The following is a 24,498-nucleotide window of genomic DNA, read 5'->3' on the forward strand; positions in this document are numbered from 1 at the left end:
AGTTGAATAAATAAAAAGAGCATATTTCGATATGCTCTTTTTTTTCTGTCAAAAAACTGTCATCCCATTATCATCAAAATGTCAAAACAGCTGTCTAATATTTGAGCTATGAAAATAAATCAAATGGATAGTTGTATGCAAGGTTCATTCGCTACAACGCTGCTAAAACAAGAAAATTTCCCTGAAAATTTTAAATTCTACTTTAAAAACAGACATACAAAAATTAGACAGGATTGGCATGAACTAGATAAGTTGGTACGTCCTAAACTCAAAATTGCTATTGTCACTGAGACATGGCCACCTGAAATTAATGGAGTGGCACTATCTTTACTGCAATTGTGTAAGGGTTTACAGCAGCAGGGACATAAAATTTTACTGGTACGACCACAGCAACGCCTGAAGTGTGAAGAATTTTCACCTAATAAAGAATGTCTAGTGATATCACAAACCCTACCTAAATATCCTGGCTTACAATTTGGTTGGCCTCAATATGTAAAAGTGAGTAAGGCTTTTGCTACATTCTCGCCAGATGTAGTACATATTGTGACAGAGGGGCCGTTGGGACTAACAGCACTGCATGCAGCCAGAGCCCGAAATATTCCCGTGTCTAGTGGCTTTCATTCTCCTTTTCAGGATTTTAGCCGATTCTTTGATCTCGCATTTTTGCTCAAACCGATTCAGGGCTATTTACGCTGGTTTCACAACAGTACGGATATGACTTGTGTACCCAGTAAGGATACTGAAAAAGCCTTACGTGGTTTTGGCATTACCTGTCCATTAAGTATCGTAGGACGTGGGGTCGATACAGAAAGGTTTTCACCGCAATATCGCTGTCAGAAATTACGAGCAAGTTGGGATGCCTCTGGTGATACAACTGTTATGTTGTATGTTGGACGTTTGTCTCCTGAGAAAGAAATTGAGTTATTAATTCAAAGTTATGCCAGTATACAGCGTATGCTGCATCGTAAATTTAAACTGGTGATTGTAGGTGATGGGCCTGATCGTATGCGTTTAAAACAATTAGCAGAAAATTGTGAGGTTATTTTTACAGGAAGTTTAACTGGCAAGAATCTTGCAACTGCTTATGCAAGTGCTGATGTTTTTGTATTTGCAAGTCAGGTCGAAACCTTTGGTAATGTTGTACTGGAAGCTATGGCGAGTGGTTTGCCTGTGGTTGCTTATGATTATGCTTGTGCTAGTCAGTATGTTGAGCATGGGATCAGTGGCTGGTTAAGTCCGTTAGGTCAAGTAAATGCATTTATTCAGGCTTTATACCAGCTACCGGCACGACAGCAGCTAAAGCAGATGGGAATACATGCACTTCAGCATGTTCGGCAAAGTGGTTGGCAACAACCTGTATATCAAATGGAACAAGCCTTATATCAGGTCGTTAAAGAGTTCTACCGGGTATAAATCTCCGTTTAAGCGAGAGGAGTGTCACCATGAATTTTAAAAACGCTAAAATTAGAATACTGGATTTGGATTTAAAAGGTTGTTTGTATCTCAACCATTTTTCGCATTCACAGCGAATTGCCCAATTTTTTAAAATCATTAGCCGGCTCGGCGATGGTCTATTTTGGTACGTCATGCTGTTTATGGTTTGGCTATCACAAGGGCTATTTTATGGTTTACAAATCATTTACTTGTTGTTGGGTGGTTCCGTAGGCACCGGAATTTACAAATTTTTAAAACATAAAACGACACGCCCACGCCCTTATCAGGTGCATCAAGTGATTGTGTTGGGCGAACGTCCGCTGGATCATTTTAGCTTTCCTTCAGGCCATACTTTGCATGCAGTTATGGCAAGCATTGCGTTGGGTTATATTCAGCCTATTCTGGTGGCTATTATGCTGCCATTTACCATTTTGGTGGCTTTGTCGCGTATGGTGCTTGGTTTACATTATCCCAGCGATGTGATCGTCGGTGCTGTTATTGGGACAGTGGTAGGTTGCGGGATTATTTTTGCAGCACCTTTAATGAGTATTCATTTATAAATTTGAAGAAGTATCACCTCATTCATAAATCAAACAGTTCACGTGTTCGCTTCGTCTGAAATTTGCTAAAGTAGCATTCATTTGATTGAGACAACAGGACATACCATGGGCTTACGCTGGACGGATACCATTGATATTGCAATTGAGCTGAGTGATGCACACCCAGATGTTGATCCACAATGGGTCCGTTTTACTGATTTACATGCATGGATTTGTGCTTTGCCAGATTTCTCTGATGATCCTGCCAAATCGACTGAAGGGCTGCTAGAAGCCATTCAAATGGCATGGATTGACGAAGTTCGTTAAAAAATCATCGGAAATTTATAACTTTTACATATTCAAGGCTGATTATTACTGTTTACATCGGTATAATGCGCCCAATTTTTTACGTTTAAAATTTTAAGCGAGGAGCCACTCATGGCAATCGAACGTACTTTATCAATCATCAAACCAGATGCAGTTGGTAAAAACCACATTGGTGAAATCATTGCACGTTTTGAAAAAGCTGGTTTGAAACCAGTTGCAATCAAATACAAGCATTTGTCTCAAGCAGAAGCTGAAGGCTTCTATGCAGAGCACAAAGAACGTGGTTTTTTTGCTGACCTAGTTGCATTCATGACTTCTGGTCCAGTTGTTGTATCTGCGCTTGAAGGTGAAAATGCAGTTCTTGCTCACCGTGAAATTTTGGGTGCAACTAACCCGAAAGAAGCGGCTCCAGGTACAATCCGTGCTGATTTCGCGACTAGCATCGATGAAAATGCTGCACACGGTTCTGACTCTGTAGCATCTGCTGAGCGTGAAATTGCATATTTCTTCGCTGCTGAAGAGATCTTCCCACGCACTCGTTAATCGAGAGCATCCAAACCAGATAAGTGGTATTATACTTATCTGGTTTTTTATTTTTTTCTGAATAAATTTGCTGAAATATTAGGCAATATTTCTTCGCCACTTCTATGGTTTAGGTAATCTCATGACTTCTGTAATAGATCTCCCAGCACCAACAGAACATGCACAGCCTGTTGATGCAGTGCAAAATACTGTCCGTGCCAAAGTCAATCTATTGGGTATGTCTCGCACAGAACTAGAGGGATTTTTTGAACAATTAGGAGAGAAAAAGTTTCGTGCGGGTCAGGTGATGAAGTGGATTCATCAGTATTTTGTGACTGACTTTGCTGAGATGACCAATATCTCTGGTAAATTGCGCACTAAACTTGAACAGGTGTGTGAAATTAAAGCGCCTGAAGTCGTACATCGTCACTATTCCAAAGATGGAACCCGTAAATGGGTGTTCCGTGTCGGTGATGGTGCAGGTTCATTAGTCGAAACTGTGTTGATTCCTGCCGAAGATAAGACAGGTTCACGTAAAACTCTATGTATTTCTTCACAAGTAGGTTGTGCGCTGGATTGTTCATTTTGCTCTACGGGTAAGCAAGGTTTTCAACGTGATTTAACACCTGATGAAATTATTGGACAGCTTTGGATGGCAAACTATTCCTATATGGAAGAAGTGCCTGTGGCAGAACGTGAGCGTTCTGTGACGAATGTCGTCATGATGGGCATGGGTGAACCATTGTTAAATTACAATGCCGTACTCAGCTCAATGCAGTTAATGTTGGATGATTTTGCGTATGGCATGTCCAAACGCCGTGTGACTTTATCCACTTCTGGTGTCGTTCCCAAGATTGATCAACTGGCACAGGATATTGATGTGGCACTTGCCATTTCATTACATGCACCCAATGATGAGTTGCGTAATGAGTTGGTTCCCATTAATAAAAAATATCCACTTGAGCAATTAATCGCAGCCTGTCAGCGTTATTTGGCCAAAGATGGCAATGAAAGCACGCGTAAACATGTCACCATTGAATATGTAATGCTGGATGGCGTAAATGATCATGCTGAACATGCACAGCAGTTGATTAAATTATTAAAAAATTTACCAAGTAAAATAAATTTGATTCCATTTAACCCGTTTCCACATGCACCATATGGTCGTTCTAGTCGAAATCGGATTATTGCCTTTCAAAAAACTTTGTCTGATGCTGGATTTGTGTGTACGATTCGACAGACACGTGGTGATGATATCGATGCGGCATGTGGTCAACTGGTAGGACAGGTTGCAGATCGAACCCGTCGTGCTGAACAATGGAAAAAGAAAGTCGCAGAGCGACAAGAGATTATTCGTTCACAGGGATAATACATTGGGGGTAGAGTTGTTGAGTAGATTTACTTCACGTTCCACAGTCTGGATTGCAGCATGTTTAATGGCGTTGCTGGTAACGGGATGCCAATCTCAAAAAACAAACAAAGACCCTAAAAAAGCTGTGCAAGTACGGACACAACTGGCTGCTGAATATATTAAGTCAGGTGATCTGGATGCTGCCAAGCGCTCACTTGATCAGGCATTGGAAGTTAATTCTCGTGACTCCATGGCCAATATGATGATGGGCGTACTCTTACAACAAGAAGGCAGTGCAACCAATCGGGAGCGAGCGGAGACGTATTTTAAACGTTCAATCTCGGAAGATCCGAATAATGCACAGGCTCGTAATAATTATGGTACGTACTTGTATCAACAACAACGTTATAATGATGCGATTGAACAATTCACTATTGCAGGGGCAACACTTGGGTATGATCAGCGTTATCGTGCCCTTGAAAATCTGGGGCGTATATATGTATTGCTTGAAGATCGTGTGAATGCTGAAAAGTCGTTCAAACAAGCTTTACAGGCAAACCGCGACTCTTACGTATCTATGTTAGAGTTGGCAGAGATTTTTTATTTGCAACAGCAAATACCAGCGGCAACACAAATGTATGAACAATATGTGCGTACAGTGGGGCAGACCAACCAAGGTGCACGTGCGCTTTGGGTCGGTATTCGTGTTGCACGAGCCAATGGTGATCGACTAGGAATGCAGGCACTGGTGAATCAACTTCGTGCTTTATTCCCTGACAGTTCAGAATATAAACGTTATTTGCAATTACAGTACAGTACTGAGGCCGTATGGAAATAAATCCTAATTCACAGCAGCCAACTGGCTCAAGTTCACCTACTTCAGCATTAGGAAATGTTCAACGTCCAGGTGAGTACTTACGCCAGATTCGTCTTGGCCAGAAACTTGAGCTGAATGATGTGGCATCTGATTTAAATATGCCGCCTAAGACATTGACTGCTTTGGAACAAGATGATTATAAAAGCTTGCCAGAACCTGCGTTTATCAAAGGCTATTATCGTTCTTATGCGAAATACTTAAAAACGGATGCGACTGCAATTATTCAGCGTTTTGATGAAATTTATGCCAATGATACAGGCCTATTACCAAATCATGCCTTAACCAATTCTCCCATTAAAATTATGGGGAAATTGCCAGGTTCAAAAAGTGATCGTAATCGAAAATGGTTAAAGCGTAGCCTTATTTTGATTGTAGCTTTGATCATTATTGGGACTATCGTAACGATGTTTCAAAACTGGTCGGCCAAGAAAACGAATGCAGTTGCGCCACAAAGCTCAAGTGTTGAAGTATTGCCATTAAATAATGGAGCAGCAACTTCTGGAGATGAGTTGGTGCTTAATTTTAATCGTCCGACTTCAGTACACATTGTTGATTCAACCGGAAAAGTACTGGCAACTGGTCGTCAGGCATCTACTTTAAGCCTAAATGGTCAATCACCATTTCAAATTCGTCTGGATGATGCAGCTGCTGTGTCATTAAGCCTAAACCAAGAACCGATTTCATTGTCTCCATATACGGTAAATGGGAAAGCAGATTTCCGTTTATCTCGTTAATGAAGAGTAAATGAGAGAAAAACAATGATCGAGAATCCAATCAAGCGTCGACCAACACGAAAAATTCGTGTTGGTTCAGTTTATGTCGGTGGCGATGCACCTATAAGTGTGCAAAGCATGACCAATACTGAAACTTGTGATGTAGATGCTACTGTAGCGCAGATTCAACGCTGTGCTGATGCGGGTGCGGACATTATGCGTGTGTCTGTGCCTTCGATGGAAGCAGCAGAAGCTTTTGGTGAAATTCGTAAAAGAGTGACGGTTCCTTTGGTTGCCGATATCCATTTTGATCATAAAATTGCACTGGCAGTTGCAGATTATGGTGCTGATTGTCTGCGTATTAACCCAGGAAATATTGGTTCCGATCAGAAAGTTCGTGAAGTAGTGGCTGCTGCGCGCCATCATGGCATTTCAATTCGTATCGGGGTCAATGCAGGATCTCTGGAAAAAGATCTACAGAAAAAATATGGCGAACCTACAGGACAAGCATTGCTTGAATCTGCACTACGTCATATTGATATTCTGGATCGACTGGATTTTCACGAGTTTAAAGTCAGCGTCAAAGCTTCTAATGTGTTTCTGACGATGGATGCTTATCGCCTACTTTCCCAGCAGATTGATAATCCCTTACATCTCGGTGTGACGGAAGCGGGTATCTACCGTACAGGTACGGTTAAATCCGCGATCGCGTTAGGTGGTTTACTCATGGAAGGTATTGGCGATACCATGCGTATTTCACTTGCCGCCGAGCCAGAAGATGAAATTAAAATCGGCTTTGATATTTTAAAATCATTGGGATTACGTTCTAACGGCATTAACTTTATTGCTTGTCCAAGCTGTTCACGTCAAGAATTTAATGTGATTAAAGTGATGCAGATGTTGGAAGAGCGTCTTGAAGATGTGCGTACGCCTATGGATGTTTCCGTGATCGGTTGTAAAGTCAATGGACCGGGCGAAGCTAAAGAGGCAGATATTGGGGTGGTAGGCGCGTCTCCTCGCTCACTGGTCTATCGCAATGGTGAAAAAAGCCATTTGATTGACACCGATCAATTGGTTGAAGAAATCGAATCGATGGTTCGTGAACGTGTGAAAGCGTTAGAAGAAGCTAAATCTAAAGAAATTATCCGTACAAGTTTTGAGTAGGTCATGAGTTCAATTGTTGCAATTAAAGGTTTTAACGATATTCTTCCAAGTCAGACGGCTGCGTGGAGACGTTTAGAACAACATCTGGCATCTTTAATGGATACTTATGGCTATCAGCAAATTCGATTGCCGATAGTTGAACAAACAGGTTTATTTAAACGCGCCATTGGTGATGCGACCGATATTGTTGAAAAAGAAATGTATACCTTTTTTGACAAAGGAACTCCGCCTGAATCATTGACCTTGCGCCCTGAAGGTACTGCAGGTTGCGTTCGCGCGATGCTAGAACATAACTTATTGCGGGGTGCAACTCCACGAGTCTGGTATCTTGGACCGATGTTTCGTTATGAAAAACCGCAAAAGGGACGTTATCGCCAGTTTCATCAGTTTGGTGTGGAAACCTTTGGGGTCGCAACGCCTGATATTGATGCTGAGGTCATTTTATTGACAGCACGTTTATGGAAACGTATGGGCGTGGCAGATAAAGTTCAATTGGAACTGAATACTCTGGGCGAGATGGACGAGCGTGCAGAATATCGCACTGCCTTGGTGGAGTTTTTGACCCAACATAAAGACGCGCTAGATGAAGATTCACAACGCCGTTTGACGACCAATCCTTTACGGATTTTAGATTCAAAGATTGAATCAACTCAAAAAATTCTGGAAAATGCACCGAAATTGCATGACTTTCTTAAAGAAGACAGCATGAATCACTTTAAACAACTGCAACAGTATTTAAGTGATGCGGGTATTTCTTTTGTGATTAACCAAAAATTGGTACGCGGTCTGGATTATTATAATAAAACCGTTTTTGAATGGACGACTACAGCACTCGGTTCACAGGGCACGGTTTGTGCAGGTGGACGTTATGATGGTTTGGTTGGTCAGTTGAAAGGTAAAGTGGATCAATCGGTTCCTGCTGTTGGTTTTGCTATGGGAATGGAGCGTTTACTGTTGCTTCTAGAACAAGTAGAACACGCTCAGGAAACGCGTGATTGTGACGTATTTTTGGTAGCTGAACCTGCGTATCAGGGACGTGCGTTGATTTTGGCAGAACAATTGCGTGATCAGCTTGAAGTAATTAATAGCCAGCTTCGTCTCAAAACGGGTTCTCAGGGTAGTATGAAAAGCCAGATGAAAAAAGCAGACCAGTCAGGTGCCGTGTACGCCATGATTTTGGGCGAGCGTGAATGGGAAGCTGGTGAATTAAATGTAAAAGAGCTGGCAACAGCTGAACAATCCAATGTAGCGATTGATCAACTGGTTTCATTTTTAACTGAAAAATTGGCAAAATAAGCGAAAAAGCTGAAGGATAAGGAACGTAGATGAGTGCGTTAACTGAAGAAGAACAACTGGATCATTTAAAGTCGTTCGGGAAAAAATATGGCTCTGCCATTATTAGCGGTATTTTAATTGCGCTCATCGCCTTTTTTGGATGGCAATATTGGCAGAAAAAAACACTAGCTGAAAATCAGGTGCGTACTGCAAAAGTACAGCAGTTAATAGATCAGGCGCAAGGTGCTGAATCAAACCCAGATGCTCTAAGTAATTTATATGCGTCAGCAGATAAAATTACCAAAGATGCGCCAGATTCAGTACAAGCGATTCAAACTGAACTGATGCTGGCGAAAGTGGCGTATGACAAAGCCGATTATGCAGCAGCAGAAAAGTCATTGAAGAAAGTTGAAAACTCAAAACTTAATGATGATGGTTTATTACAACTGGTTAAACTTCGTCTGGCTTACGCTCAACTTGCACAAAATAAATATGATGATGCCTTGAGAACATTGGCTTTAGTCACTGATCCTGCATTCAAAGCGACGGCTGAAGAGGCTCGTGGCGATATTTATGTCGCTAAAAAAGATATTGCCTCTGCAAAAAAAGCGTATCAAAGCGCATGGGATGATTTATTAAAGCGCAAGCAAGAGCGTCAAATTTTACAAATTAAACTCGAAAGTGTTGGCGTTTTAGTAGATGATCCTGAGATTGAACGCCCGATTTTAGACACACAGGTGGATAAGTCTTAATGGATAGAAAATTTACGCTCCCGTTTGCGCTTGCATTGGTTGCAGCAGCTTTAGTTGGTTGCTCAAGTAATAAACTTAAGGTGGAAGAGCCGAAACCGAATCCTTTGCCAAAACTGGCACAGGCAAAAACGCTGGTTCCAGTATTTTCACAAAGTGTTTCTTCAACAAACGAAGCAGATCCACTACGTTTGCAGCTTGATTCTGATAATGGCGTGAATTTTATTGTCAATCCAAAAGGTGAAGTCTCTGCCTATCGTGGTAAACAACGTCTATGGGAAACTCGTGTAAATAAACACGGCTTGACGTCAGGTGTTGAAGCTAAAGAAGGCGTAGTGCTAGTGGGAACTGCCAAAGGTGAATTGTTTGCTCTGGATCAGGCAACGGGTCAACAAAAATGGCAAGCTCAACTAAGTGGAGCTTTGCTTAGTCCGTCTCTGGTGCATGATGGACGTGCGATTACTATTGCCAATGATGGCACGGTATTTGCGCATGATGTAAAAACTGGGCAGCAGCTTTGGGCCTATAAAATGCCGAATGTGCAATTCAGCCTGCGTGGACAGCCATCACCTGTGATGTTGGATGATTATACTGTAATAGTTGCATCTGCTAATGCATATGTCTATGGGATTGATGTGATTAGTGGTGTCCCACGTTTTCAGCGCCGTGTTGCAGTCAGTGAAGGGCGTTCAGATGTACAACGTCTGATTGATATCGATGGTGATCCAGTAGTCGTGGGTCAGTTTCTCGTGACGACCAGTTATCAGGGGCAAGTTACTGTGATTGATGTTGCTGCACAGCAAGTCGTTTGGAGCGAAGATGCAAGCAGTAATAAACGTGCTGAGGTCAGCAATGACAGAGTATTCGTGGCACAAACCGATGGAAAACTGGTGGCCTATAACCTGACCACAGGCGAAAAAGCATGGGAAAGTGATGTTCTGATGCATCGTCAACTGAGTAATCCAGTGATGTTAGGTTCCGACTTAGTGGTAGGTGATTTGGATGGTTATTTGCATCTGATTGATCCAAACAGTGGAGAGCTTGTTGGCCGATCCAAAACTAGCGGTGAAGTGCGTACTTTGCGTGTGGTGGATAATCAGCTTTATGTATCAACACGCAAAGGTGCATTTACTGTTTGGCAAAATCGTTAATTTTAGACGTGCTTGTGCTAAACTAGCAGCTAGCGAATTTTATGCTTCATATTCGTCGGGGTGTTTGAATACACAATATTCAAAACCCCGTTGTTTTTTATTCAGGTCCTTGACCTAAAATCTTCCTTATTATTTCCTTGTTCATGCCAAAAAATGGCTGATCTTGAATGTAGGTTAATTTATGAAACCCGTTATTGCGCTCATTGGTCGTCCCAACGTCGGAAAATCAACGCTATTTAACCAGATTACCAAGAGTCGTGATGCACTTGTTGCCGATTTTGCGGGACTTACTCGTGACCGTAAATATGGTGATGCCGTTTACCAAAATAAATCATTTATTGTGGTTGATACTGGCGGTATCGGTGAGAGTGAAGCGGGGATTGACGCCTACATGGCTGAGCAATCGAAAACTGCCATCAATGAAGCCGATATTATTATTTTTGTGGTTGATGCACGTGCAGGGCTTTTAGCCTCAGATGAACAAATTGCGCGTGAAATACGTAGTCTTGGCAAGAAAGTTTATCTGGTCGCAAATAAAGTAGATGGTGTGCATGCGGAAGCGGCAGTGGTTGAGTTTTATAAACTAGGTTTTGGTGAACCTTTACACGTTGCCGCGAGTCATGGGCGTGGTGTAGCCCAGATGCTTGAAGATGTGCTTGCAGATGTACCAGAGGATGAAAGTTCAGAAGAACACGATAAAAATACGGGCTTGCGTTTAGCCATTATTGGTCGTCCAAATGTCGGTAAGTCTACGTTGGTCAACCGCTTATTGGGTGAAGATCGTGTGGTGGCATTTGACCAACCAGGAACTACACGTGATTCGGTTTATATTCCGTTTGAGCGTGATGGTCGTAAATACACGTTGATCGATACCGCAGGTGTACGTCGTAAAGGTAAAGTTGATGAAATGATTGAGAAATTCTCAGTCGTGAAAACGTTACAGGCGATGAAAGATGCGCATGTTGTTGTGGTGGTAGCAGATGCTCGTGATGGGATCGTAGAACAAGACTTACATTTAATTGGTTACGCGCTTGAAGCAGGTCGTGCCATGGTGATCGCCATTAATAAATGGGACAACATGACTGAATACGATCGCAAACAATGTAAACTGGACGTTGAACGTCGTTTTGACTTTATCCCTTGGGCAAAAATTCATTTGATTTCTGCTTTACATGGAACTGGAGTCGGTGAACTTTACCCATCGATTCACCGTGCTTATGAGTCGGCGAATTTAAAAGTTTCGCCAGCAAAATTGACCCAGATTTTAAATGATGCGACAGAAGCACATCAGCCACCAATGATCAGTGGTCGCCGAATAAAAATGCGTTATGCGCATATGGGTGGACAAAATCCACCCACTATTGTCATTCATGGAAATAAAGTAGACAAAACGCCAGCTGATTATCGTCGTTATCTGGAGAATGTGTTCCGTAAAGTGTATAAACTTGAAGGTACTCCGGTTCGAATTGATTTTAAAACCTCTGAAAACCCATTTGAAGGACGTAAGTCGCAATTGGATGAACGTGTGGCTGCACGTCGTCGTCGTTATATTCAGAAATTCAAAAAAGCAGAGAAAAAATTTAAACGTTAAATTCCCCATAATTTTAAACCCCGATTCAGTTTCGGGGTTTTTTTATTTAAAAGCACTGCATCTCATTGTTATTTCAGATAAAATGTAATTTTTTGTTAATTTGGAGACTGGTGCTATAATTTTGCACCAATTTCTTCCCCCTTTGTCATAGGCTCGCATTCAGCATGATCAGACTTCATCTATCTGCGCTTCGACTGTGCTGTACACAAGATGAGTGTACGGCGCTAGAGTCTTTGCCTGCCATGCAGCGCAGAAGACTTTCGCCTTTGGCAAAAATGGCGATCAATATAGCCATGCAAACGTTAGAGCAGAACCCTGTTGAGTATATTGTTTGGGTCTCGCGTTATGGCGATGAAACAAAAACACTGGCTATTTTGCAGGATGTTTTAACCAGTCAAACGCCGTCACCTACACAATTTTCAACCTCGGTTCATAATGCAATTGCGGGCCTTTATTCTATTCTATGTAAAGACGATACCATTTCGACCAGTTTAAGTTGTGGTTGGTCAGAAGCATTGATCGAAGCCTATGCCATTTTAAAAAGTCAGCCTCAGATCAAAACAGTTTTGCTGGTTTACTATGATGCGCCTTTGCCTGACATTTATCAGGATCAACACGTTTTTGAACCATTTGCAATGTCGACCTTAATTCGTCTGGAACATGCCAATGTTGAATTGAGTGCCGTTGAGCAGACTCAACAAATTGACGCGCTGAATTTTTATGCGTTTTGGCAAGATAAGCATCAGACAAAACTGCTAGGATGGCAAAAATGTTAAATCGGGCATCATTAAAAAATAAAATCAATTATATTTGGCGTGTCGGGGCAACAGGTTTTAGCTTTGCCAGTTTTGGGATTGGGGGCGTGGCAATCGCAATGGTAGTTGCCCCGTTAATGAATTTAACTGCACATGATCAGGCGACTCGCCAACAACGCGCCCAGCAGGTGATTCGTACCAGTTTTAAGGGCTTTACCGAGATGATGGTCAAACTGGGTATTATGACTTATTCGGTGGAGGGTTTGGAAAAACTACAGCAAAGCCAAAAAGAGTTGGTCATAGCTAATCATCCGACTTTAATTGATGTAGTGATATTAATTGGACTCATGCAGCAAGCCAATTGTGTAGTGAAACAGTCACTTTGGTCAAACCCATTTACACGTGGGCCTGTACGTAGTGCGGGTTACATTTTAAATGCAGGATCTAATCAATTTATCCATGATTGTGTTACACGCTTGCAGCAGCCTAATGCTGCATCGTTAATCATTTTTCCTGAAGGAACAAGGACACAAAAAGATGAACAGATTAATGAGTTCCAACGTGGAGCCGCCAATATTGCCATTCGTGCCGATGTTCCGATTCGACCTGTGTTAATTCGTTGTACGCCTACCACCTTAACCAAAAATGAAAAGTGGTATCACATTCCTTCAAAACCTTTTCATATTGAGATTAAAGTTTTGGATGCCATCCATATTTCAGAGATACTTTCTGATTTGACGGTCAGTCCTAAAAATGTTCGCGTTCTCAATCAGTATTTACACCACTTTTTTAAACAAGAGTTATCTAAATGAGCAATTTGGCCAACGAATTAAAACAAATGATTATTGATGTTTTAGCGCTTGAAGACATCGCTATTGAGGATATTGATGATCAGGCACCATTATTTGGAGAGGGGTTAGGACTGGATTCAATTGACGCTTTGGAGTTAGGACTTGCCCTGAAGAAACGTTACAACATTCATTTAAATGCTGAGTCGGATGAAACCAAACAGCATTTTCGCTCAATCCAAAGTCTGGTGACTTTGGTTGAAGCTCAACAAAAAGTATAAGAGGTGACTATGTTAAGTCAGGAACATATTCTTTCTACCTTGCGTGAATGGATGGAAGATTTATTCGAAATTGAACCAGAAACTATTCAACTCGAATCCAATCTATATTCGGATTTAGATGTTGATAGCATCGATGCAGTGGATTTAATTGTAAAAATTAAAGAGTTAACTGGTAAGCAAGTGAAGCCAGAAGATTTTAAAAATGTCAGAACAGTTCATGATGTCGTGACTGTGATTCAAAACATGACAACGGAATGAATCAACTTTTGAAATGGATCACAGCGATCTTTTTTATCGCTTATCCTTTTGTTGTGGGCTGGAGTCTAGCACACGGCCATTTTTTTGCCGTCAGCATATTGCTAGTGGCTTTGGGTTTATCGCGTCTGGTGTTTAAATCTAATGCATTGCTATGGCCACTGGCCATGTTTGCCATTTTATGTGGCGGCTTAAGCGTGATATTGAATGACCATGCATGGCTTAAATTTTATCCAGTTCTGATAAGCCTCGGAGCTTTGGGTATATTTGCATCGACATTATGGCGACCACCGTCCATGATTGAGCGATTTGCACGAATCATGCAGCCTGATTTGCCTGAATCTGGCGTACAATGGACGCGGAAAGTCACTATGGTGTGGTGTGGTTTTTTCCTTGGAAATGCTGCTATTGCATGGTGTACCATTGTTTATACATCTACACAGATTTGGGTACTGTATAACGGTTTTATTTCTTATGTCTTAATGGGCATTCTTTTACTCGGTGAATTTATTTTAAGAAAGCGCCATCAGCGTTTGAACAATAACGATGAACAAGTTTTTTAACTCCTTTATTCAGTCGCATCAGACTTTAGCGATTACTGCTGATCAGCAGCACATTTCATTTGCTGCTTTTTGGCAGGATGTGTCGCAGCAAGCGCAATTGATTTCTTTAAACCCTGAAAGCATTTGGGCGCTTTGGCAACAAGACAGTTATGAGTTTCTGGTATTGTTGTTTGCTGCACTTCAAGCAAAAAAAAGAATATTGTTGCCTCCGCACCGGGTTGCACAGCTTGAGCAGAATTTAGCTGCACAAAATATTTACTTTTTATCACGTCAGACTTCGGCTGAAGTTACGCCTAGCTTTGCACTTGATTTTAGCGATCAGTTTATTGATCAAGCACAGATCGTTTTTTACACTTCTGGTTCGACAGGTGAACCAAAACATATTCAGCGTACTCTCCTTCAATTATTCAATGAGGTCAAAGGGCTGAATCAAACTTTTTCATTGCCTGAAGCCGTTATTGCATTAGCAACCGTAAGTCATCAGCATATTTACGGTTTATTGTTTAAAGTGCTTTGGCCATTACTTACAGGGCGAAGTTTTTATAGCCCACAACTGGCTTTCCCAGAAGATGTGATTGGCCTACAAAGGCACTTTGCCGAACAAGGATTAGTAAACTATGTGATTTCAAGTCCAGCTTTGCTCAAACGCTGGACATTGGATTTGGAGCTAGTCAACAGTCTGGCAGTTTTTTCTTCTGGCGGTAAGTTGGAAAAAGGCGTCCGACCTTTGCTTAATCAGTCAATCACTGAGATTTTTGGAAGTTCAGAGACGGGTGGAATTGCCTATCGGACTGAAGATGAAAGTGCATGGCAAGCCTTTGCAGATGTCAAAGTTGAAATTCAGCAACAAAGTTTAAAAGTACAAACTGAGCATGCATTTAGCACAGATTGGATTGAAACAGGCGATCTAGCGGAATGGCATGATGTTACTGATTTAGCATCAGGATTTAAATTGCTTGGGCGTGCAGATCGTTTGATTAAGCTAGAAGAAAAACGCCTCAGTCTGGATGCGATTGAACAAACCATCCAAACCTTAGCAGAGATAAAACAATGTCATGCTCTATTAATAGAGCAGGAACAGCGTCAGTTTTTGGCTTGTATCGTGGTGTTGCACGATGCTGCACATCAACACTTGCAACAAATAGGTAAACAGGCATTTGTATCTGGGTTAAAACAACAATTGAATGGTCAGTTGGAAAATATTGCGACTCCACGTTTATGGCGATTTCTGACGGAACTGCCACAAAATAGTCAGTCTAAGCTGGATAAACAATATTTAAAAAGTTTGTTTCAACCTATGTTAGAACCTGTGATTCTATCACGTTCGCAGGTAGATGAATGCCGTCAAATGAAACTGGAATTTACCCCTGAACTACTATGTTTTAAAGGGCATTTTCCAAACCAGCCCATTTATCCTGGTGTTGGGCAGATTGGATTTATTCAAACATTTGCCAAACACATTTGGGCTGATCTGGATTGGTGTAATGGTTATGAACAACTTAAATTTCAGCATCTGATTCGCCCTTATCATGTCATTGAATTAAAGCTGACACGTAAACAGCATAAAGTGAGTTTTCAGTTATCTGATGCAGAGCAAACTCTGGCTTCTGGCCGTTTGTTGTTTGTATTGAAAGATTTGGATCGGGAGACTATATGATGCACGCTTATGGTTTTGTTATTCCAGTATTTAATCATCCCCATTATCTCAATAAGCTTATAGCAACCTTGAACCAGTATAATTTGCCTATGATCGTGGTGAATGACGGCAGTAATGCTGAATGTACAAAGCAATTGAAAGCTTTGGATCAGGATTATTCACAGCTTCATTTAATCGAGCATGATCAGAATCAAGGCAAAGGTCAGGCCGTGATTACTGGCTTGAACTATGCAGGGCAAATGGGTCTCAGCCATGCCTTACAATTAGATGCTGATGGACAACATCACTGGGCTGACATTGATAAGTTTTTGCAATTATCTCAGCAACAACCTCATGCTGTTGTGATTGGGCAACCTATGTTTGATTTATCAGTCCCCAAGAAACGCTTGTATGGACGTTATTTGACGCATATCTGGGTCTGGATCAACAGTTTGTCCTTTGATATTAAAGACAGCATGTGTGGTTTTCGAGTATATCCTTTAGAGCCAACTTTGAAGATTTTAAAACAAGCAAAATTCCAGCCACGCATGGGTTTCGACAGTGAAATTCTAGTCCGTCTGAAATGGGAAAATATTGCATTTATTAATGTTCCAACCCCCGTTATTTATCCAGAGCATGGAATTTCTCATTTTAATGTCTGGCGCGACAACTTGGGTATGAGTCAAGCACATGCACGATTATTTGCGGGTATGCTTTGGCGGTTACCCAAACTCCTCAAACAAAAAATGCAAGGTTAGACATGCAGCGCCCATCTTCTAACTGGAGCAATAGTAAAGAGCGCGGTGGACTGGGTCTGCTGACGTTGGTGTTATATTTTTATCGCTTGGGTGGACGTTGGTTATGTAGGATCGTATTGTACTTTGTTATTTTGTGGTACTGGCTATTTGCAGTCTCTGCACGGCAGGCATCACTCAATTATATGCGTCAATTACATTTGTTCGCAGGTGTAAATTCTCCATTTCCAAATGGACCTTCATTGGCAAACAGCTATCAGCATTTTATCCAGTTTGGGACGAGTATTTTGGACAAAATGGAAGGCTGGCTTGGGCATATCCCTGAACAAGAGTTGCAATTATTTGGTCATCAGCATTTTCAACAAACCTATCAGAAAGGCGCATTATTGGTCGTATCTCATTTCGGCAATATTGAATTATTGCGCGCTGTCAAATCTCAGCATTCTCAGAAAATTAATGTATTGGTCTATCAAAAACATGCTACGCAATTTAATACTTTTCTGAAAAAGCTCAATGATCAGGCAGATATTAATTTGATTTCTGTGGATGAATTAGGATTAGAAACAGCCATTTTATTAGAAGAAAAAATGCAACACGGTGAATGGGTCATTGTGGCGGCGGATCGTGCGCCAGTGCATTCGAATCGCGTTCAACATATTGATTTTCTCGGTCAGGAAGCAGTATGGCCGCAAGGGGCATGGATTTTAGCAAGTTTGCTCAAAGTTCCTGTTCTGGCCGTGTTTTGTTATCGACAGCATCAACACTTTGAAGTTCATATTCATAAAATTACAGATATTATTGATTTACCAAGAAAAAATCGTATACATGCCATGCAAACCGTGACCCGAAAATATGTGACTTTGCTTGAGCAGCATTGCTTACGCGCACCTTACCAATGGTTTAATTTTTATCATTTTTGGACGAAATAAGTTGAATAACAGTATATCAAATACGGCTATCGGACAGTTAATCACCGTAGGAATTGAACCATTAAGTATTGAAGATGTGGTACGTGTTGCACATGGACATGATCGAGTTACTTTACCCCAACAGCCAGCATGGCATGATTTTATTCAAAAAGGCGCTGACTTTCTGGATGAGTTATTAGAACAGGAAGGTGTTATCTATGGAGTAACGACAGGTTATGGCGATTCCTGTCTTGTTGAAGTTCCTGCACATCAGGTTAATGAATTGCCCTTACACCTTTCTCGTTTTCATGGTTGTGGTTTGGGTAAAAATTTGGAACTGGTTACAGCTCGTGCTGTGGTGGTAACGCGATTATGTTCTTTGGCAAGAGGATATTCAGGGGTTTCATTGGCATTGTTAGAACGTTTAGTTTGGTTACTCAATGAAAATGTGATTCCCGTAATTCCCTCCGAAGGTTCTGTCGGCGCAAGTGGTGATTTAACCCCGCTTTCCTATATTGCAGGTGTGTTGGTGGGTGAGCGAGATGTTTATTACAAAGGACAAATTGTACCTGTACATCAGGTTTATGAAGAAAAAGGTATCGCACCGTTGACCCTACGTCCTAAAGAGGGACTGGCTTTGATGAATGGGACTGCGGTGATGACTGCGATGGCATGTTTAAATTATAAACGTGCCGAGCAAGTGGCTCATACTGCGACGCTAATTACCGCTTTAAATGTGTTGGCGTTAGAGGGTAATCCGACTCATTTTGATGAGGTACTATTTGCACAAAAGCCACATGTTGGACAACAGAAAGTTGCAGCACAATTACGTGACTGGCTAGAAAGTGAAGTCCAGACAGCACCCCAAAGTCCGCGTTTGCAGGATCGTTATTCATTACGCTGTGCGCCACATATTATTGGTGTTTTTGAAGATTCTAAAGTTTGGTTACGTCAATTTATTGAAAATGAATTGAATTCGAGTAACGATAATCCATTGATCGACCCAGTAAACCTGCGTGTTTTACATGGTGGGCATTTCTATGGAGGACATATTGCACAGGCGATGGATAGTTTAAAAATCATGATTGCCAATATTGCCGATTTACTGGATCGCCAATTAGCACAATTGGTTGATCATAAAATGAATCATGGTTTACCACGTAATTTAACAGGTGCCACAGCAGAACGTTTAGCTCTAAATCATGGTTTTAAAGCGGTACAAATTGGCGTGTCTGCATGGACAGCTGAAGCGCTGAAACAGACTTTATCCGCCTCAATTTTTTCACGTTCGACCGAATGTCATAATCAGGATAAAGTCAGCATGGGGACTATTGCTGCACGAGACGCCGAGCGCGTGATTATACTGACTGAACAAGTGGTCGCTGCTTTATGCTGTGCCAGTGTGCAGGCGATTCATTTAAAAGGGCTGAGCCAACAGCTCTCGCCAGTGCTTGGGGCATTTATGAACTGGACGTTACAAAGTTTTGCATTGGTGGTGGAAGACCGACCATTACAAACTGAATTACAACAAATGATTGATCGTTTTGCCAATTTTGAGCTGTCTAATACAGAATGGATGCTGCAACAGGAGCAAATCTATGCAAGCTGAAGTCATCATTGACGTTCCTTTTCATGATGTTGATATTATGAATGTGGTTTGGCATGGGCATTATCTCAAATATTTCGAAATCGCCCGCTGCAAGCTTTTGGATCAGTTTCATTATAACTATATGCAAATGCAAGCTTCAGGTTATGCGTGGCCTGTGATAGAAAGCCATGTACGCTATGCACAGGGTATCCAGTTTGAGCAAAAAATTCGGGTACGTGCGATTTTAAAAGAATGGGAAAATCGCTTAAAAATCGATTATGTGATTTTTGATGAGGCTACTGGAAAACGACTGACCAAAGGTTATACCACACAAGTAGCTGTTGAAATTCAAACACGAGAAATGTGTTTTCAGTCTCCGCAAGTCTTGTTTGATTGTCTGAATGCATGGTCTGAGTTTCACCCCGCGCAGGAGGATCGATAGCAATGTCTTCTATTTTAAATGTACATAAAAAAGGGATGACTTTCGTTTTACTGGCGACATTCATGCTTTTTGTGTTGAGTTTGTCTGCTTCTGTACGGGCAGCTTCGCCACAGGCAGAACAGATTTTCAAGCAACTTTCTCAAACCACGCTGGTACGAGCCAAATTTGAACAAAAGAAAAAATTGGCATCGCTACAAAAAACCTTTGTGTCCAATGGCGATGTAGTTTTTTCCAAAACGAACGGAGTACTTTGGCAGTTACAACGTCCGGTACAGGCAGATCTCGTGGTAACTCCAAAAAAACTGGTACAAAAAACTGCAAAAACCATGAGTCAGCTTGATGTTAGCAAGTCACCATATGGTTCGGTTGCAACGTTATTTTTACAAATCATGTCGGGTAACTCAGCACTTCTGGATCAACATTTTACGGTCAGTAAAACCACTATCACAGCGCAAGGCTGGTCAATGAGTCTGCGTCCTAAAAGTAGCTTATTTAAAAAGTTATTTGTACAGGTCGATGTACAAGGGCAACAGTATGTAAATCAAATTATTATTGCAGAACAAGGTAGTAATACGACCGTGATCAATTTTAGCCAGCAACACTCACAACCCGCGGCACTAACGACTGATGAACAAGTACTTTTCCAACTGGCAAAATAAATGTAGCGTTGTCTGGTTGATCATGCTTATGCTGATCAGTCTGATGATGGGCGTAGCATGGCTAAAAAAAGAGATTCATATTCAGACTAATATTTTTGCCTTGTTGCCTAAGCTCAATCAGAATACTCATTTAGCCGAGACGCAAAATTATGTGAGTGAGCAGCTAAACAACACTATTTTTGTCGTTATTGATGCGAAAAATAGTCAGCAGTTACAGCAGGCAACGGATTATTTGCAAGGTGCAGTTAGTCAAAGTAATGTGTTTGAACCTTTACAAACTCAAGTAGACACTGAACAATTAGGCCGAATTTTATATCAGCATCGTGCTGGTTTACTCAGTCAGGACGACCAACAGTTACTTGATCAAAAAGAGTATACAAGTCTAACTGAAAAAAGTTTGATGCAACTGTTTACGCCAGGTTTGCCTGTAAGTGCCGATAGTTTAAAGCAAGATCCATTGATGTTATTTAGCCGTTATTTGCTTGGGGTGAGTCAACAGGTACAGCATAACAATGTGGAACTGGAAGATGGTTTTGCTACGATTCATGATCATGACAAAATCTCACGGTTATTTACCCTAAAATTAAAACAAAGTCCTTATAACATTGATTATCAGGAACAAGCCTCGGCATGGATAGATGCGACAACGCAGCACCTTGCCAAAATGCAGGTTCAAAGTCATTGGACGGGCACTTTACTATTCTCCAATTATGGTACGCAGTCTGCCAAACAGGAAATCTCGACCATCGGCGTAGGTTCAAGTCTAGGGCTAATTTTGTTGGTCTGGTTTGGTTTTCGTTCGTTGCGGCCTTTATTGACAGAGTTTGTTGCTGTTTCTACAGGCTGTTTAGTGGCTTTCGCTGCCACTCATTGGATATTTGGTGAAATTCACCTGATGACATTGGTCTTTGGTGCAAGCTTAATTGGTGTCTGTGTCGATTTCTCATTTTACTTTATGGCCATGCAATCACAGCATCGCAAACTGAGTGGCTTTGAGGTGCTACGTCCGCTATTGCCGAGTTTGTTTATGGGCCTGATGACCACCGTGGTTGCTTATGTATTTTTGAGTTTCACACCATTTCCTGGGTTTAAACAGATCGCCGTATTTTCGATTGTTGGTTTGGCCTCAGCTTGGTTGACCAGTATTTTATTACTGCCGCGTTTACCTGCATTGAACGCTGAACCTGCAATTCATCGATTAAAGTGGATTGGTGAAATTCGTATTTGGTTTCAACACCATAAGCTAATTCGTTATGGTAGTTTATTGGCCATCATATTCATTGGAATCAGTAGTTTATTTTTTTTGAAAACCAATGATGATATTCGCAATCTGCAAAGTATGGATAAAGCTTTAAAGCAGGAAGACCAATATGTTCGTGAACGCTTTATGGATCAACAAGGGAGTGATTATTTTGTAGTGCAGGGACGTACTCCAGAACAAATGCAAGCTAACGAGCAAATCCTGATTCAAGCGCTAGAGCATTTAAAAAATCAAGATCAACTGACAAGTTTTCAGGCGTTGGGACAATTGATTCCATCGCAGCAACAGCAACGGCAGAATATTACCCAACTTCAATCTATTCCAGAACCTGTTTTAACACAGTATGCGCAAAATATAGGACTATCTGTAAATGAACTAAAAATATGGCAACAACAGTTAACCCAGTTGCCATTATTAACACTTCAGGATTTTAACCAGCATCCATTGGCTTTTTTACAGGTTCATTCCAATGAACGTTTGGTACTTTTAAACGGAATTAAGGATGTCGATGCCTTAAAGCAGTTGCAAAATGAGCAAGTGATTTTGCAGCAACCCATGACCCAGTTATCTGATTTATTTAAGCAACATCGTTTGCAGGCTCAGTATTTACTTATTTATGCGTTGATTGCACTTGCGATTGGTTTGGGCGTGATTTATGGCTGGCGTTCTATCGTTCCGTTGGTCATGCCTGTTAGTCTTGCTCTATTGACGACTTTTGCGATACAGGCATGGTTGGGTGTTGAGCTAAATTTATTTAGTATAATGGGTACTTTTCTGATTGTCGGTATTGGGGTCGATTATGCGATTTTTTATCGACATGGTCATGATCATCCGCAAATCGTAGGTATGGCATTATTCTTATGTATGATGTCAACGTTGTTAGGCTTTGGTTTACTATCGCTTAGTCATACCTATGCGATTCATTGTTTTGGTTTAACTGTACTTTTTGGGGTCATTTTTTCATTTATTTATGCCACATTGTTTACTCCATCTGATGAACAACATGTGGTGATTTCGCACTATCAGTCAAAGAACTGAAATTAAATAAGGTCATTGCGCCATGCAAGATATGCAACAAAATACGATACAACAAACAGATGTAATAATTATTGGGGCAGGTCCATCGGGAAGTTCAGCAGCCGCTCTATTGCGCCAAAAAGGCCTTCAAGTCACCATTATTGAAAAACAACATTTTCCTCGTTTTTCAATTGGTGAGTCTTTATTGCCACAGTGTATGGTCTTTTTAGAGGAAGCAGATTTATTAGGCGCTGTGCGTGAACATGTTGAAAAATGTGCCTTCCAGTTTAAAAATGGTGCTGCATTTTTACGTGGAGACCAGCATAGTTTTTATGATTTTACTCAAAAGTTTAGTGAGGGGCCAGGAACAACATGGCAAGTTCGCCGTGCTGATTTCGATCAGTTATTGGCCGAGCAGGCGCAAGCTCTTGGCGCAGTCATTCGATTTGGACATGAGGTGATTGCCGTTGATGTTGAAACTTCACAACCGATTTTAACGATTCAGCCTGAACAGGGTGAAGCCTATCAAATACAATCAAAATTTTTGTTGGATGCCAGTGGTTTTGGGCGAATTTTACCTAAATTTTTAAATCTGGAATCTCCTTCAAACTTCCCTGTACGTCGTGCTTTGTTTACGCATATTGAAGATGGGATAGGTAATCACTCCGACTTTGATCGCAATAAAATTTTGATTACTGTCCATGATAACGATCACCGTGCGTGGTATTGGCTAATTCCTTTTGCGGACGGTCGCAGTTCTTTTGGTGTAGTGGCCGAGCAGGATTTTTTTGATGCTTATCTGACTGGTGATGCTGAACAAGATCAAAATGAAGTTTTACTAAAACGGATTTTGGCAGACGATGTGAGCCTGTCTAAAATTCTTGGTCAGGCAAAGTTTGATACACCCGTGCGTACATTGGTCGGCTACTCGGCCAATGTCAAACATCTGGCACAGTCGAATTATGCGTTATTGGGCAATGCAGGAGAGTTTTTAGATCCTGTGTTTTCATCCGGGGTGACCATTGCCCTAAAATCATCTAGCTTAGCGATTCCACTGGTGGAGCGTACGATCAATGGTGAAAAGATTGATTGGTTAACAGAATATGAACAACCGTTGCGTCAGGGAATCAATGTATTTCGTGCTTATGTTGAAGCATGGTATACAGGCGAGTTTCAAGATGTTGTATTTTCTAAACATAAAAATCCTGAAATTGAACGTATGATCGCATCACTTTTGGCAGGTTATGCATGGGATGAACGTAATCCTATGTATAAAAATGCAAAACGTCGTCTAGCCACTCTGGCCGAATATTGTCGTGAAGATGTTTCACCTGCACAGTTATCGGAAATTTAAGATGCAATGGATTCGCTTATTTGTATTGAGTTTTACATTTACTGCATTTGCAGGTTGTCAACATATTATGCCAAAAGCTGAGGGTCTTGAGAGTGCCACATGGCAGCAGCAAGCGTATCAGCGTCAAGATCAGGTGGATGTACAATGGCATAAACAAAGTTTTAGTTTCCTGCTATATCAACAGCAGCAGGGGCAGGTACTTAATTTAATTGCCTTAAGTTTAACAGGCCAACCGTTATTTCAAGTTGAATATAATGGCCAAGATGTACTAGTGAAACAGCGTATTGAACAAATGCGTTTATTACCGTTCGAGTTTTTAGTCCGTGATATTTTATGGGCGACTTATCCTGATTTTCCTAGCCAGAAGTCAAAGATCGTTGAAAAAAAATTGAATAAAATTGATCAAGAGATTTATATTCAAAAAAAATTGGTTTTAAAGATTCAGCACCAACACGATCAGATTTATCTTGATAATATTCAGGTGCCTTATCAAATGACGTTTTCACCGATTGAAAATACTTTGCAGTCCAATGAATAGATAAC

The 24,498-nt window shown here is 41.2% G+C and carries 26 protein-coding genes; all 26 read left to right on the top strand.

The features are described from left to right. Positions 1 to 135: 135 nt before the first annotated feature. The gene (locus IAE20_RS13805; protein ID WP_200482553.1) at positions 136 to 1,413 is read left to right on the top strand and encodes a glycosyltransferase family 4 protein; all 1,278 of its coding nucleotides are present in this window, start codon (positions 136 to 138) and stop codon (positions 1,411 to 1,413) included. Between the two features lie 29 nt (positions 1,414 to 1,442). Further along, positions 1,443 to 1,994 carry a phosphatase PAP2 family protein gene (locus IAE20_RS13810; RefSeq protein ID WP_200482552.1) on the top strand — a complete coding sequence of 184 codons (552 nt, stop codon included), beginning with the start codon at positions 1,443 to 1,445 and terminating at the stop codon, positions 1,992 to 1,994. Between the two features lie 105 nt (positions 1,995 to 2,099). Next, positions 2,100 to 2,300, top strand: coding sequence for a Fe-S cluster assembly protein IscX (iscX, locus tag IAE20_RS13815; protein ID WP_004992669.1), 201 nt, complete (start codon positions 2,100 to 2,102; stop codon positions 2,298 to 2,300). Positions 2,301 to 2,411: 111 nt separating this feature from the next. Beyond that, the gene (gene ndk, locus IAE20_RS13820; RefSeq protein ID WP_004994861.1) at positions 2,412 to 2,843 is read left to right on the top strand and encodes a nucleoside-diphosphate kinase; all 432 of its coding nucleotides are present in this window, start codon (positions 2,412 to 2,414) and stop codon (positions 2,841 to 2,843) included. 121 nt (positions 2,844 to 2,964) lie between these two features. Then, positions 2,965 to 4,191, top strand: coding sequence for a 23S rRNA (adenine(2503)-C(2))-methyltransferase RlmN (gene rlmN / locus IAE20_RS13825; protein ID WP_200460612.1), 1,227 nt, complete (start codon positions 2,965 to 2,967; stop codon positions 4,189 to 4,191). A 67-nt stretch (positions 4,192 to 4,258) separates the two neighbouring features. Continuing rightward, the gene (gene pilW / locus IAE20_RS13830) at positions 4,259 to 5,011 is read left to right on the top strand and encodes a type IV pilus biogenesis/stability protein PilW (RefSeq protein ID WP_200460657.1); all 753 of its coding nucleotides are present in this window, start codon (positions 4,259 to 4,261) and stop codon (positions 5,009 to 5,011) included. Then, on the top strand, positions 5,002 to 5,784 hold the full coding sequence (locus IAE20_RS13835) for a helix-turn-helix domain-containing protein (protein WP_200460611.1): 783 nt from the start codon (positions 5,002 to 5,004) through the stop codon (positions 5,782 to 5,784). The genes pilW and IAE20_RS13835 overlap by 10 nt, the downstream gene beginning before the upstream one ends. Before the next feature lie 24 nt (positions 5,785 to 5,808). Further along, complete coding sequence (ispG, locus tag IAE20_RS13840; RefSeq protein WP_200460610.1) at positions 5,809 to 6,927, top strand: flavodoxin-dependent (E)-4-hydroxy-3-methylbut-2-enyl-diphosphate synthase; 1,119 nt, start codon at positions 5,809 to 5,811, stop codon at positions 6,925 to 6,927. Positions 6,928 to 6,930: 3 nt separating this feature from the next. Then, on the top strand, positions 6,931 to 8,223 hold the full coding sequence (gene hisS / locus IAE20_RS13845) for a histidine--tRNA ligase (RefSeq protein ID WP_200482551.1): 1,293 nt from the start codon (positions 6,931 to 6,933) through the stop codon (positions 8,221 to 8,223). A 29-nt stretch (positions 8,224 to 8,252) separates the two neighbouring features. Further along, a complete protein-coding gene (locus IAE20_RS13850) occupies positions 8,253 to 8,954 on the top strand; it encodes a YfgM family protein (RefSeq protein WP_200482550.1) in 702 nt (233 codons plus the stop codon). Next, entirely contained in the window at positions 8,954 to 10,102 is a 1,149-nt protein-coding gene (bamB, locus tag IAE20_RS13855) for an outer membrane protein assembly factor BamB (RefSeq protein WP_200460607.1), read from the top strand. The genes IAE20_RS13850 and bamB overlap by 1 nt, the downstream gene beginning before the upstream one ends. Positions 10,103 to 10,283: 181 nt before the next feature. After that, positions 10,284 to 11,693, top strand: coding sequence for a ribosome biogenesis GTPase Der (der, locus tag IAE20_RS13860; RefSeq protein ID WP_200460606.1), 1,410 nt, complete (start codon positions 10,284 to 10,286; stop codon positions 11,691 to 11,693). Between the two features lie 164 nt (positions 11,694 to 11,857). Continuing rightward, positions 11,858 to 12,469, top strand: coding sequence for a beta-ketoacyl synthase chain length factor (locus IAE20_RS13865; RefSeq protein ID WP_200460605.1), 612 nt, complete (start codon positions 11,858 to 11,860; stop codon positions 12,467 to 12,469). Further along, on the top strand, positions 12,463 to 13,260 hold the full coding sequence (locus IAE20_RS13870; protein WP_200482549.1) for a lysophospholipid acyltransferase family protein: 798 nt from the start codon (positions 12,463 to 12,465) through the stop codon (positions 13,258 to 13,260). Before IAE20_RS13865 ends, IAE20_RS13870 begins: the two co-directional genes overlap by 7 nt. After that, positions 13,257 to 13,517 carry a phosphopantetheine-binding protein gene (locus tag IAE20_RS13875; RefSeq protein WP_200460603.1) on the top strand — a complete coding sequence of 87 codons (261 nt, stop codon included), beginning with the start codon at positions 13,257 to 13,259 and terminating at the stop codon, positions 13,515 to 13,517. The genes IAE20_RS13870 and IAE20_RS13875 overlap by 4 nt, the downstream gene beginning before the upstream one ends. 3 nt (positions 13,518 to 13,520) lie before the next feature. Continuing rightward, the gene (locus IAE20_RS13880) at positions 13,521 to 13,775 is read left to right on the top strand and encodes an acyl carrier protein (RefSeq protein WP_200460602.1); all 255 of its coding nucleotides are present in this window, start codon (positions 13,521 to 13,523) and stop codon (positions 13,773 to 13,775) included. After that, positions 13,772 to 14,335, top strand: a complete 564-nt coding sequence (locus IAE20_RS13885) for a septation protein IspZ (protein WP_200482548.1) — start codon at positions 13,772 to 13,774, stop codon at positions 14,333 to 14,335. Before IAE20_RS13880 ends, IAE20_RS13885 begins: the two co-directional genes overlap by 4 nt. Next, positions 14,319 to 15,992, top strand: a complete 1,674-nt coding sequence (locus IAE20_RS13890; RefSeq protein WP_200482547.1) for an AMP-binding protein — start codon at positions 14,319 to 14,321, stop codon at positions 15,990 to 15,992. The genes IAE20_RS13885 and IAE20_RS13890 overlap by 17 nt, the downstream gene beginning before the upstream one ends. Further along, positions 15,989 to 16,729 (top strand): glycosyltransferase family 2 protein, encoded by a 741-nt coding sequence (locus tag IAE20_RS13895; RefSeq protein ID WP_227611082.1) that lies wholly within the window; start codon positions 15,989 to 15,991, stop codon positions 16,727 to 16,729. Before IAE20_RS13890 ends, IAE20_RS13895 begins: the two co-directional genes overlap by 4 nt. A 2-nt stretch (positions 16,730 to 16,731) precedes the next feature. After that, on the top strand, positions 16,732 to 17,655 hold the full coding sequence (locus tag IAE20_RS13900) for an acyltransferase (RefSeq protein ID WP_200460599.1): 924 nt from the start codon (positions 16,732 to 16,734) through the stop codon (positions 17,653 to 17,655). A gap of 28 nt (positions 17,656 to 17,683) precedes the next feature. Continuing rightward, positions 17,684 to 19,243 carry an HAL/PAL/TAL family ammonia-lyase gene (locus IAE20_RS13905; RefSeq protein ID WP_200460655.1) on the top strand — a complete coding sequence of 520 codons (1,560 nt, stop codon included), beginning with the start codon at positions 17,684 to 17,686 and terminating at the stop codon, positions 19,241 to 19,243. After that, the gene (locus IAE20_RS13910; RefSeq protein ID WP_200460598.1) at positions 19,233 to 19,664 is read left to right on the top strand and encodes an acyl-CoA thioesterase; all 432 of its coding nucleotides are present in this window, start codon (positions 19,233 to 19,235) and stop codon (positions 19,662 to 19,664) included. The genes IAE20_RS13905 and IAE20_RS13910 overlap by 11 nt, the downstream gene beginning before the upstream one ends. 35 nt (positions 19,665 to 19,699) lie before the next feature. Next, a complete protein-coding gene (locus tag IAE20_RS13915; RefSeq protein WP_413784501.1) occupies positions 19,700 to 20,323 on the top strand; it encodes a LolA family protein in 624 nt (207 codons plus the stop codon). After that, on the top strand, positions 20,292 to 22,622 hold the full coding sequence (locus IAE20_RS13920) for an MMPL family transporter (RefSeq protein WP_200482546.1): 2,331 nt from the start codon (positions 20,292 to 20,294) through the stop codon (positions 22,620 to 22,622). Before IAE20_RS13915 ends, IAE20_RS13920 begins: the two co-directional genes overlap by 32 nt. A gap of 22 nt (positions 22,623 to 22,644) precedes the next feature. Then, positions 22,645 to 23,955: an NAD(P)/FAD-dependent oxidoreductase gene (locus IAE20_RS13925; RefSeq protein WP_200460595.1), complete on the top strand. Its 1,311-nt coding sequence runs from the start codon at positions 22,645 to 22,647 to the stop codon at positions 23,953 to 23,955. Position 23,956: 1 nt separating this feature from the next. Beyond that, positions 23,957 to 24,493, top strand: a complete 537-nt coding sequence (locus tag IAE20_RS13930) for a DUF3261 domain-containing protein (RefSeq protein ID WP_200460594.1) — start codon at positions 23,957 to 23,959, stop codon at positions 24,491 to 24,493. Positions 24,494 to 24,498: the final 5 nt, after the last annotated feature.

The sequence above is a fragment of the Acinetobacter sp. S54 genome (genome assembly GCF_016624945.1).
Taxonomy (GTDB): domain Bacteria; phylum Pseudomonadota; class Gammaproteobacteria; order Pseudomonadales; family Moraxellaceae; genus Acinetobacter.